Origin of the sequence: Hydrogenophaga sp., assembly GCF_041633695.1 — a bacterium.
In the GTDB taxonomy this organism is placed as follows: Bacteria; Pseudomonadota; Gammaproteobacteria; order Burkholderiales; family Burkholderiaceae_C; genus Hydrogenophaga.
Window position 1 is genome coordinate 1 of record NZ_JBFJMY010000107.1, and the last position, 11,427, is coordinate 11,427.

Annotated in this window: 10 protein-coding genes; all 10 read right to left on the reverse strand. The window is 65.2% G+C overall.

Annotated elements, in window-relative coordinates; translation table 11 throughout:
- Positions 1-225: 225 nt before the first annotated feature.
- Complete coding sequence (locus ABYB95_RS08835; RefSeq protein ID WP_008905404.1) at positions 226-1,203, reverse strand: acyl-CoA dehydrogenase family protein; 978 nt, start codon at positions 1,201-1,203, stop codon at positions 226-228.
- Positions 1,204-1,218: 15 nt separating this feature from the next.
- Positions 1,219-2,388 carry an acyl-CoA dehydrogenase family protein gene (locus ABYB95_RS08840; protein ID WP_008905405.1) on the reverse strand — a complete coding sequence of 390 codons (1,170 nt, stop codon included), beginning with the start codon at positions 2,386-2,388 and terminating at the stop codon, positions 1,219-1,221.
- 60 nt (positions 2,389-2,448) lie between these two features.
- Positions 2,449-3,618, reverse strand: coding sequence for an acyl-CoA dehydrogenase family protein (locus ABYB95_RS08845; RefSeq protein WP_008905406.1), 1,170 nt, complete (start codon positions 3,616-3,618; stop codon positions 2,449-2,451).
- Positions 3,618-5,042, reverse strand: a complete 1,425-nt coding sequence (locus ABYB95_RS08850) for an MmgE/PrpD family protein (protein WP_372658100.1) — start codon at positions 5,040-5,042, stop codon at positions 3,618-3,620. Before ABYB95_RS08850 ends, ABYB95_RS08845 begins: the two co-directional genes overlap by 1 nt.
- Before the next feature lie 33 nt (positions 5,043-5,075).
- Positions 5,076-5,726: a carbonate dehydratase gene (gene can, locus ABYB95_RS08855; protein WP_034694598.1), complete on the reverse strand. Its 651-nt coding sequence runs from the start codon at positions 5,724-5,726 to the stop codon at positions 5,076-5,078.
- A gap of 20 nt (positions 5,727-5,746) precedes the next feature.
- Complete coding sequence (locus ABYB95_RS08860) at positions 5,747-6,535, reverse strand: enoyl-CoA hydratase/isomerase family protein (protein ID WP_069047315.1); 789 nt, start codon at positions 6,533-6,535, stop codon at positions 5,747-5,749.
- A 92-nt stretch (positions 6,536-6,627) separates the two neighbouring features.
- Positions 6,628-7,548 carry an MBL fold metallo-hydrolase gene (locus tag ABYB95_RS08865; protein ID WP_008905410.1) on the reverse strand — a complete coding sequence of 307 codons (921 nt, stop codon included), beginning with the start codon at positions 7,546-7,548 and terminating at the stop codon, positions 6,628-6,630.
- Positions 7,549-7,630: 82 nt separating this feature from the next.
- A complete protein-coding gene (locus ABYB95_RS08870) occupies positions 7,631-9,634 on the reverse strand; it encodes a biotin carboxylase N-terminal domain-containing protein (protein WP_008905411.1) in 2,004 nt (667 codons plus the stop codon).
- A gap of 1 nt (position 9,635) precedes the next feature.
- The gene (locus ABYB95_RS08875) at positions 9,636-10,445 is read right to left on the reverse strand and encodes an enoyl-CoA hydratase/isomerase family protein (RefSeq protein ID WP_008905412.1); all 810 of its coding nucleotides are present in this window, start codon (positions 10,443-10,445) and stop codon (positions 9,636-9,638) included.
- Positions 10,445-11,427: acyl-CoA dehydrogenase family protein (locus tag ABYB95_RS08880; protein WP_372658101.1), on the reverse strand; the 983-nt coding region annotated here is incomplete at its 5' end. The genes ABYB95_RS08880 and ABYB95_RS08875, both read right to left, overlap by 1 nt.

The window sequence follows — 11,427 nt, forward strand, 5'->3', positions numbered from 1 at the left end:
CTCGCGCGCGTGCTGCCGACCTACACGGTGCCCCCTTTCACGCTGTATGCGGTTTACACGAATCGGCAGTACGTGACACCCAAGCTGAGAACCTTCATCGACTTCTTCAGTGAAGCGCTTGGCGGGGGCAAGTCGTTAGCGCAACAGCCGGATCGATGAACCGAAACTGTTGCAAGCCCCGGGTGTCGATCACTTCGCCGCTGATCGTGGGCACAAAAGCGGCGGCTAAACAGACCGCACAAAATCAACGATGGACACATCGGCAGAAAGCACGCGCTGGCCGATCAACACATTCCAGTGCGCCTCCGAGCCATGCGCCATGCGCCACTCGTGCAGGCGCCGGGTCAGCAATTGCAGGTCGTATTCTTCCGCAATACCGATAGCGCCGTGCAGTGCATGCGCGATGGAGGCGACCAGAACCGCCGCCTCACTGGTGCGGGACTTGGCCATCGCTGCGGCGAGCAGGGACGGTGCCGCAGCGTCGGTGTGGAAGGCCGCTTCGGCTGCCATCGAGGCAGCAGCCACATGTTCGGCCATGACGCTCAACTGGTGCTGCACCGCCTGGAACTTGCCCAGGGTTTTGCCGAACTGGATGCGGTCATTGCAGTGTTTCAGTGTCATTTCGAACACACGGGTCATGGCCCCGCTGAGCACGGCGGCGTGCAAGGCCGCCGCGAACGTCGGCAGCAGCGGGCCAGCGCCGGGCACGTGCGTCGCGACGCGCGCATCGGACCAGCGCAGGGTGGCCGTCAGGCTCCCGTGCACGCCGCTTGCTTCACGCTGCGCCGCTGCGCAGTGCAGCAGCAACAAGGCATCACCATCTTGGGCCAGCACGAAATCCGCCAGCATGCCGTAAGGTGTGAAAGAGCACACGATAGCGCCACCGGCCTCGCGCCGCAACGCAGCGCCCAGCGTAATCATGCCGCTGGGCATCGCAAACTGCGACCCCAGCAGCGCTCGCGCCACAATCGTCTGAGCCACCGGCACCGGCACCGTGTAGCGGCCGAAGCTGCACAGTATCGGGAACAGATCGGCCAGCGGGAGGCCGGCACCGCCAGCGTCCTCGGACGCCAGCAGTTCGAGGAAGCCGGCACCTTGCAGCGCCTGCCACAGCTTAAGCGGCGAGCCGCCCGCTTCAATCGCGCGCACCACGGCGGGCGTGCACTGGTCCTGGAGGATATCTTCAATCGCTTGTGCAAACATGGAATGCTTTCTTTTTCAGCGCAGACCCAGACCGCGCGCGATCATGCCGCGCAGGATCTCGCGCGTGCCGCCGCGCAGGGAATAGGTGGGCGCCATCTGGCTCACATAAGCCACGGCGCGGTACAACTCGGCATCGACCAGGGCGTCCGGGTCCATGGCGAGGGCGGCTTCGATCACAGAGGGAATGCTCTGCTCGAATTCGGTGCCAATGTCCTTGACCAGGGCCGCTTCGACCAACGGGCTGTCCCCGTTGACGAGCTTGGCCGTGACGGCGATCGACATGTTGCGCAGCGTGGCCAGGTGCGTGGCGAAACGCCCGATGGTGGCGGCATGGACCGAGACCGCCGGTGTCTTGCGCAGGCAGGTGATCCAGTGCTCCAGCAGCACGATGCTGGAGTACACCCGCTCCGGGCCGCTGCGCTCGAAGGCCAGTTCGGCATTGACTTGCGCCCAGCCGCTGCCTTCATGGCCGATCAACGCGTCGTCGGTCAGCAGCACGTTGTCGAAGAACACTTCGGAAAAATGTGCATCACCCGCCAGGTCACGGATCGGGCGCACCGTCACGCCGGGCAATGCCAGATCGACAATGAACTGCGACAAGCCTTTTTGCCGGTCCTGCGGCTCGCCCGACGAGCGCACCAGCGCGATCATGTAGTGGCAGTGCTGCGCGTTGGTGGTCCATATCTTGCGGCCGTTCAGCCGCCAGCCGCTTGAACCGTCAATTTGGCAGCGCGTGGCCCGCGTGCCGACGCTGGCGAGGTCGGAGCCGGCATTGGGCTCACTCATGCCGATGCAGAAAAACGCCTCGGCGGCGCAGATTTTCGGCAGGTAGAACTGGCGTTGCGCCTCCGTGCCGAACTTGAGGATCAAGGGCCCGCTCTGGCGGTCGGCGATCCAGTGCGCGGAAACCGGGGCGCCGGCGGCCAGCAGTTCTTCCACCAGCACGAAGCGCGAGAAGGCGTCCAGGCTGGCGCCACCGTATTGCGCCGGCAAGGTCACGCCGACCCAGCCCCGTGCGGCCAGCTTCTTGCTGAAAGCGGCATTGAAACCCATCCATGAACGGGCCCGGATGTCGGCGGGCATTGGCTCAAAACTGGATTGGAGAAAGGCCTTCACCTCGGCGCGAAATGAATTCGTCCCGGCGGGCAGGGCGGCGAACCGGAAAGCGGACAGCAGGTTGTTCAAGAAATTTTCCTCCGAGGGGTTCATTCACCGCCGAGTTGAGGCGCCGCCCCAGGCGATACATCAGATCGGGCTGCGCTCCACCAGCTGGGCGGAAATGATCAGGCGCTGCAATTCGTTGGTGCCCTCGCCGATGCACAGCAGCGGCGCATCGCGGTAGTAGCGCTCGACATTCATTTCCTTCGAGTAGCCATAAGCCCCGTGGATGCGCAAGGCCTCCATCGAGTTCTCGACCGCCGCCTCGCTGGCGAACAGCTTGGCCATGCCGGCTTCCATGTCGCAACGCTGGCCGGCGTCATAAGCCCGCGCGGCCTGTTCAACCAGCAGACGCGCCGCCTCCGCCCGGGTGGCCATGTCGGCCAGCTTGAGTTGGATCGCCTGGTGTTCGCAGATCGGCTTGCCGAAGGTGCGACGCAGTTGGGCATAGGCTACCGACTCCTCCAGGCAGGCGCGCGCCACACCCACGCCGCGCGCAGCCACATTGATGCGCCCAAGTTCCAGTCCGCCCATCACGTGCTTGAAACCCTGTCCCTCCACGCCACCGACCAAGTTGGCGGCCGGCACGCGAAAGTTGTCGAACACCAGCTCGGCGCTGTCGATGCCCTTGTAGCCGAGCTTTTCCAGCTTCTTGGTGGACGTGAAGCCCGGGCCCTTCTCGCAGATGAACAGGCTCATGCCGCGATGGCGCGGTTGCGCTTCGGGGTCGGTCTTGACCAGCACGGCAAAGACCTGGCCATGGATGCCGTTGGATATCCAGGTCTTGGTGCCGTTGATGACGTAATGGTCGCCGTCGCGGCGCGCCACCGTGCGCACCGCCTGCAAGTCGGTGCCGCAATCGGGCTCGGTCAGCGCCAACCCGCCGCGCAGTTCGCCGCTGGCAAAGCGCGGCAAAAAATGCTGGCGCTGCGCCACGGTGCCGTTGCGCTGCACGCAGGCGGCCATTATGAGGTGCGAGTTGATGATGCCCGACACCGACATCCAGACCCGCGCGATGCGCTCCACCACCTTGGCATAGGTGCTGGCCGACAGGCCGAGGCCGCCATATTCCTCGCGGATGATGCAGCCGAACAGGCCCATCTCGCGCATGCCGGCCACAATGTCGGCCGGCCATTCGTCGGCATGCTCGAGCCGCTGCGCCACCGGCTTGATCTCGCGGTCCACAAAGCGTTCGACGGCGTCGAGCACCATATTTTCTTTTTCGGCATCAAAGGCCACGGACTGGCTGGTCGTCATCAGAGGGTTCCGGAAGTGTTGGAATGGGTCAGGGTCTGCGCCAGGACGGCGGCATCTGGGGCGCGGTCGGCTGTCAGCAGCGCGTCGAGCAGGCGTAGCGCCTGCTCGCGCGGCAAGGTCAGTAGCGCATTGCCCATGAATTTGGCTTCGATGTCAGCGGCCGTGATGGGGCGCCCCGGCGCGCCGCGGTGCGCGGCCTCGCGGTGGCGCAGCTCGCGCCCATCGTGCGTGCGCACGCGCAGCCCGCCGGAAAAGAAGGTGGGGTAATCGGCATCGGGGTCGGCCGCGTGTTCGATGCGGTCAGCCAGCGCCTGCACCTGCGGGTCGCTCAGGTTGGCGGCATCCAGTTCGGCCAGCCCCAGCTCGCCGCGCAGCAGGGCCAGCGCGACCAGATGGTGAATGCTGAACTGCGATTCATAGACGTTGGCCGGTCGCCGCTTGGCCGCCACCGGCTCGCACACCACCGGGTGCACCCCTTGCGGCAGCAGCACCTGTACCGAAGCGATCTCGTCAGTGCGCAGACCGGCCGCGCGCAGCGCCAGCGCGGCATCGATGCTGGCGTGCGTGAAGTGGCAGGTTGGATACAACTTGACCGCCACATCCATCAGTTCCCAGCGCTCGCCCAGGCCGCGCGCGCACAAGGACAAATCGGCGTTTAGGCCGCGCGCGGCCAGGTGACTGGCGTACAGACCAAAGCGGCCTTCATAGGGCTGCGACGGGCCGCGGAATCCGGCACCGGCCAACGCCGTGGCGGTCAGCCCGCTGACACCGGCCCAGCCCGAGTGCATGCGCTTGGTCCAGGCGCCGTCGCTCAGAAATTCCATGCTGCCTGATGCCATCGACAGCACCACGCCTTGCGCGTGCTCAAGGCCCGCCTGATCCAGTCCCATCAGCTTGCCGGCCGCCAGTGCGCACCCAAAAGCCCCCACCAGGCCAGTCGGGTGAAAGCCCACGTCGTGGAAGCGTCCCTGGGCCGCTGCACCCAGACGTGCCGCCACCTCGATCGCCAGCACATAGGTCATGATCATCTCGGCCCCGCTGGCATGCCGCTGCGCCGCCAGACCCAGCGCCAGCGGAAAGGCGCTGGCGCTGGGGTGGGTGATCGCGCCGGGGTGGGTGTCGTCGAAATCCAGCCCGTGGACCAGGATGCCATTCATCAGCACCGCATCGCGCAGCGGCAGGGGGGCAAAGGCACCCATGACGGCGCTGTCACCCGCACCGCCCAGGGCGTGCAAGCCGCGGTAAGCGCAGTGCGCGAAGTCGTGCTGGGACGAAGCCAAGGCGATGCCCAGTGCGTCGAGCATCAGCAGCTTGGCCTGTTCGACCACGGCTGCGGGCAGCATGTCTGGCGTCAGGCCGTGCGCGAAGGCGGCCAGTTGGGCGGCGATGCTGGGGGCAGGGAGGGTTGTCGTGTCGGCTGGCATGTGGAATAACCTTACTTGTATTCTTCGTATCACTCAGAGTGTGCCAAGCGCAGCAAGAGACTGGGCGTATTGCTTCTGCTGGTCCTGACCGCGGTTGACGCTGCCCCCGACCGGCCGCAGCAAGCCGTCGCGCAGGCCGTAGACCAACCCGTGCACCTCGACTTGCTGCCCGCACTCCCAGGCGCGGCGCAGGGTGGTGGTGCGGCACACGTTGCTGACCTGCTCGATCACGTTCATCTCGCAAAGCCGCGCTGCGCGCTCGTCAACGCTGGAAATGCCGTCGAACCGATCAGCGTGTTTGCGCGCCACGTCCTCCAGATGGCGCAGCCAGTTCTCGGCCAGACCGGTGCGGCGCTGTTCTATCACCGCCTGCACGCCGCCGCAGCCGTAGTGGCCCACCACGAGAACATGCTCGACCTTCAACACCTCGACCGCATACTGCAGAACCGTCAGGCAGTTCAGATCGGAGTGCACCACCAGGTTGCCGACGTTGCGGTGCACGAACACCTCGCCAGGCCGCAGGCCCAGAATTTCGTTGGCCGGCACCCGGCTGTCGGAACAGCCGATCCACAGGTAGCGCGGCATCTGCTGGTGCGCCAGCCGCTCGAAGTACTGCGGATCTTCCGCAGCGCAGCGCGCCGACCAGGCACGGTTGTTCTCCAGCAGAGGGGCCAGGCTGGACATGGCATCTCCACGGAGCGACATCAACGCCCCTTCCACACCGGCTTGCGCTTCTCGGCGAAGGCACGCGGACCTTCCTGCGCGTCCTCGCTGGCGTAAGCGGCACGGTAGATGTTGTGGGCCAGCGCCATACCGGCCTCGCAGCCGGCGCTCATCGCCGTCATGATCGATTCCTTGCCCGCCATCACCGACAGCGGCGCGTTGTCGCGGATGCGTTCGGCCAATGCGGTGGCGCGAGCGCGCACGGCATCCGGCGTGTCTTCCAGGTAGTTGATGAAACCGAGCCCATGAAAGGTTTCGATCGGATACAGGTCGCCGGTCAGCACCATCTCCATCAGCAGCGGCTGCGGCAGCATCCACAGCAGGGGAATGGCCCACGGGCTACCGCGCCCGGCGATGCGGGTTTCGGTGATGCCGACCTGCGTGCCCTTGAGGCCGACGCGCAAATCCGAGTTCAGGCTCAGCATCATGCCGCCGGCAATCAGGTGCCCGGTCATGGCCGCGATGATGGGCTTGGCCACACGGCGCTGGCGGCCATGGAACGGGTCCTTCATCTTGGTCAGGATGTCCACGCCTTCTTCCTTCTTGACACGCGAAGCCTCACGCAGGTCGAGCCCGGCGCAGAAGGTGCCGCAGTCGGCAGAAGTCAGGATTGCCACGCGTACGTTTTTGTCGGCATCGACTTCACCCCACAGATCGTGCAGCCGGTTGGCGGCGGCCGGTGACAGCGCGTTACGCATCTCGGGGCGGTTGATCTTCACGGTGGCAATGCCATCGCGCACTTCGTACAAAACCGTTTCTGCTTCACTCATATCCTGATCTCCTGTTAAAAAATTGCTTGCTCTGCACATACGAACGCTGATTCGTCAGCGCCTTCGTCGCATGATTCACTCCGTGACCGATTTCACGCGTTGTAGACCATGTCACCTTCTCTTCGTGCGGCTGCTGAACGCACAAGCTCTTGCGTCAACTGCTCCATCCAGCGGTCGATGGGAACAGAAGGAACAAACCTCTGGTGAATGAGCTGGAAGTAGCGGGTGTTGGCGGCCCAGTCGACAAAATCGGCAAAAGGCAGTTGCTGCTGATCCAGCAATTTGAACTTCAGCAACACCTTGACTGCGTGGTGCGCATGTCGGTCAGGGCTCTTGACAAAGGCGTTGAGGCGCGCGCGCGCGTAGGCCAGCACCTCGGCGCGGTAGCGGAATACCGGGCCGTGGCCAGGAATGACCCAGCACGGGTCAAGCCGCTCGATCAGGTCGAAGGTGGCGGCCACTTCGTCGAATGCGGCGTCGCCCTCAAGCTCCGGAAACACCACGCCGAAGCCTTTTTCCCACAAGGCATCTGCCGAGATCAGGGTTTGGGACTGCGGCTCAAACAGAATGACTGAATGGGGATCGTGGCCCGGCGCCGCATGAATTTGCCACGCCGTGTCGGCCAGCTGAATTTCCGTGCCAGGTAAAAGAAGACCGTCGAACTTGAACCGGGGGCAGTGTTGCCCGGATGGCACATAGTTCAGGGCGACGGGGTCCCATGACGAGACAAGTGATGCATGGCCTGGCGGAATGAGGGTTTGAAGTTCTGGGTAATTGCCCTGGAGGACGGCATTGCCGCCGCAGTGGTCGCTGTGTAGATGCGTGTTGAGCAGCAAGTCCAGCGGACCCTGCTGCAAAGCGGCGCTGACCAGCCCGGTCGTTAGTTCCGCGTGCGTGCTGTAGCCACTGTCAACGAGTGCGCTGGACTGTGCTCCGATGAACAAAATATTGTTCGAGGACAGCCAGCCGCGCTCAAAAACCTGAATACCGTTCGGAAGTTGGATGCCGGTCATGGGCCGTCTCGGGCACGTCATTTTGAGCAGTGGATAACACCAGGTTTGCAAAGAGGGGCGCGCATGCTGGATTTGCTGCCGCTCATTCCGCGGCGCCCTCGGACTCAACCACGGCCACCACCAGGCCGCGCTCGACCATCTGCCCGGGCTGCACCGACAGCGAGCGCACCACGCCATCGTGATCGGCGTTGATGCGCATCTCCATCTTCATCGACTCCATCGTCGCCACCACGTCGCCGGCACGTACCCGCTCGCCAACCTCCACATGGGTCTTCAGGATCATTCCCATCATCGGCGTGCGCAACTGTCCGCTGGCCTGGCGGCCAGTGGCGACCTGGCTGAGGTAGGAGGTCACGCCGATGGCGTGGGCGGTGCCGCCGCTCTGCACAAACACGGTATCGTCGCTGCGCACGATGGTCAGTACCTCATGACAATCCCCTATGCGCAAACGCCAATCGCTCCCGGCGCTGGCGGTCAGCGCCAGGCGAACCCGTTCGGTGCCGATTTGCACCGTTACTTCGGACTCGGGCGAGACGGCGCCGAACCGGGCTTCGTGTGTTGTTCCTCCCGAGCGCAGCAACAGCGCCGGAACCGGCGTGAGCCGATCGTCGCCAGCGTGCATCTGCCAACCCGTCACGTCCAAGGCCGACCAGGCTCCGAATGGCTTGCTGCTGCGCCGCGCATCGAGCAACCACCAGGCCGCCGCTGCAGCCAGCCGCTCCAGCGGCGCGCTACCCGTGCCCTGACCCCCCTCTGCCAGCACCTCGTCAATCAGACGGGTGTGGAAGCTGGCGTCCAGCGTTGCAGGCAGGGCCAGCAGACGCTGCAGAAAAGCGCAATTGGTTTCGACGCCGTGCACCTGGGTATCGCCCAGCGCCCCACTCAGACGGTCCAGCGCAGCCTCGCGCGTGGGCGCATGAACGATCAGCTTGGCCAGCATCGAGTCGTAGTAGGGCGTGACCACCATGCCGGCCCGCACCCCCGATTCAACCCGCACACCCGAAGTCGGGAACCGCACCGCGATCAGTTCGCCGGTGGATGGCAGGAAATTTTGCGCTGCGTCTTCAGCGCAGACCCGCGCCTCAATCGCGTGGCCGCGCACCTGCACTTCGCTCTGACGCAAGGGCAAGCCCTCGCCGGCGGCAATGCGCAGCATGATCTCGACCACATCCAGCCCGGTCACCTCCTCGGTCACCGGATGCTCAACTTGCAGCCGCGGGTTGACTTCGAGAAAATGGTGACGGTCGCCCTGCACGATGAATTCCACCGTGCCGACACCGCGATAGCGCAGTCGCTGCCCCAGGCGCACCGCGTCACCGAGCATCGCCTCGCGCAGCGCCGGGGCGAGATTCACCGCTGGCGCCTCTTCGATGACTTTCTGATGACGCCGCTGCAGCGTGCATTCGCGCTCGAACAGGTGAATCACTTCGCCATGGCCATCGCCGACGATCTGCACCTCGATGTGGCGCCCGCGCTCGACAAAGGCTTCGACGATCAACGCCGCGTCGCCAAAGGAACTTTTGGCTTCGCGCATGGCCGACTCGATGGCCTCCATCAGCCCGTCCAATTGCTGCACCACCCGCATGCCCTTGCCGCCGCCACCGGCGGCCGCTTTCAGAATCACCGGCAGTGGCAGGCCGCGTACGGTGGCCGCCACTTCAGCCGCGTCGCGGCTGGGCAGCTCGCTGCCGCCGAGCACGGCCACGCCAGCGGCGCGGGCCTCGCGCTTGGCCGACGCCTTGTCGCCCAGGCGCTCAATGACCTCGGGCGTCGGGCCGACGAAGACGAGGCCGGCTGCCTCGACCGTGCGCGCGAAGACCGCGTTTTCGGCCAGAAAGCCAAAACCAGGATGAATGGCCTGCGACCCGGTCCGCCGGGCCGCATCGATCACCGCATCAATGCGCAGGTAGCTCTCGGCTGGCGTTGCCCCACCGATTTCGATCGACTCGCCGATCAGGTCAACGTGCAGCGCATCGCGATCAGCACTCGAATGCACACCGGCCACTGCAATACCGAGGCGCCGGCAGGTGTGTGCAATGCGGCAGGCGATTTCGCCGCGGTTGGCGATCAGGATTTTTTTGAACATGTCAGAGTCCGCTCCAGCGCGGTGGGCGCTTTTCATTGAAGGCCTTCACGCCCTCCAGCCTGTCGGCCGAGGACACCAGCACGTTGTAGGCGGCGATGTCGAGCATGTAGCCGCTGTGGAAGTCAATCTCGCCGCCGCGCGAGGCGGCGAGTTTGGCGTAGTGGGTGGCCATCGGTGCGGCCAGCACGATGTCGCGCGCGTCGGCGACTGCGGCGGCCAGCGCCGTACCCGGCTCGGCAAGGTCGGTGACCATGCCCCATTCGGCGGCTTCTTCGGCCGAGAAGCGGCGCGCGGTGAACAGCAGCTTCTTGGCGCGCCGCGCACCGACGGCGCGCACGAGGTTCTGGATACCCCCGCCGCCGGGCATGATGCCGCGCCGCAGCTCGGGCAGCGAAAATACCGCAGCGCGCGAAGCGACGATGTAGTCACACATCAACGCCAGTTCGCCGCCGCCGCCATGTGCGTGGCCTTCGACGGCGGCGATCACCGGTTGCGGGAAATCCTTGACCGCCAGCAACACCTCTTCGGCGAGCTGGTGTTGGCGCCGCCATTGACCGTCGGTCATGCCGTCGCGCTGCTTGAGGTCGCCGCCGGCCGAGAAAGCTCGTTCACCGGCGCCGGTGATGATCAGCACACGCAGGCCGTCGTCGAAGGCCAGTTCGTGCAGGGCGTTGCGCAGGTCGACGAACATCTGCGTGTTCATCGCGTTCATCACCTCGGGGCGGTTGAGCACCAGGCAGCGGATGCCGTCCTCCGGTGCGGTGCCCGGCGCGGGGTGGATCAGCAGGGTTTCGTGGTGCATCTGGGCCATCAGTAAGAGCGGGGCATACCCAGCAGATGCTCGGCCACCTGCGCCAGCACCAGGTTGTTGGAGATCGGCGCGGTGCGGAACAGCCGGCTCTCTTTCCATTTGCGCTCGATGTCGTACTCGCAGGCCACGCCATAGCCGCCGAAGGTGGTCATGGCCGCCTCGGCTGCCTCCCAGGCGGCTTCGCTGGCCAGGTACTTGACCATGGTCGCTTCGCGCCCGCAGGGCAGGCCGGCGTCGAACAGCGTCGCGGCCTTGTTGCGCATCAGTTCGGCGGCCTCGATGTTCATGTGGGCGCGCGCGATCGGAAACTGCACGCCCTGGTTGGCGCCGATCGGGCGGTCGAAGACGACACGCTCGCTGCCGTAGCGCGCGGCCTTGCCGACGAACCAGTGGCCGTCGCCGATGGCCTCGCTGGCCACCAGCAGCCGCTCGGAATGCAGCGAATCCAGCAGGTAGTAAAAGCCCTTGCCTTCCTCGCCGATGCGGTCGTCGTCGCTCAGTTCGAGGTTGTCGATGAAGACCTGGAAGGTGTGGTGATTGATCATCGTGCGGATCGGCGTGGCCTTGAGCGACGCGCCCGCCTTCTTGATGTCGATCAGGAACAGGCTCAGGCCATCGGTCTTCATCTTCACCGCGTCGATCGGCGTGGTGCGCGCGATCAGCAGATACATGTGCGAGTGGCTGTAGCGCGAGGTCCAGATCTTCTGGCCGTTGACGACGTAGCCGCCCGGCACCTTGCGCGCGAAGGTCTTGATCGCCAGCGTGTTGGAGCCGGCGTCGGGCTCGGTCACGCCGAAGGCCTGCAGCCGCAGGCTGCCGTCGGCGATGCGTGGCAGCGTCGCGCGCTTCTGCGCTTCACTGCCGTGGCGCATGATCGACGCCATGGTGTACATCTGCGCATGGCAGTGCACCGCGCTACCGCCGTTCTGGTTGATCTCCTGCAGGACCAGGCAGGCGTCGAGCAGCGGCAGCCCGGCGCCGC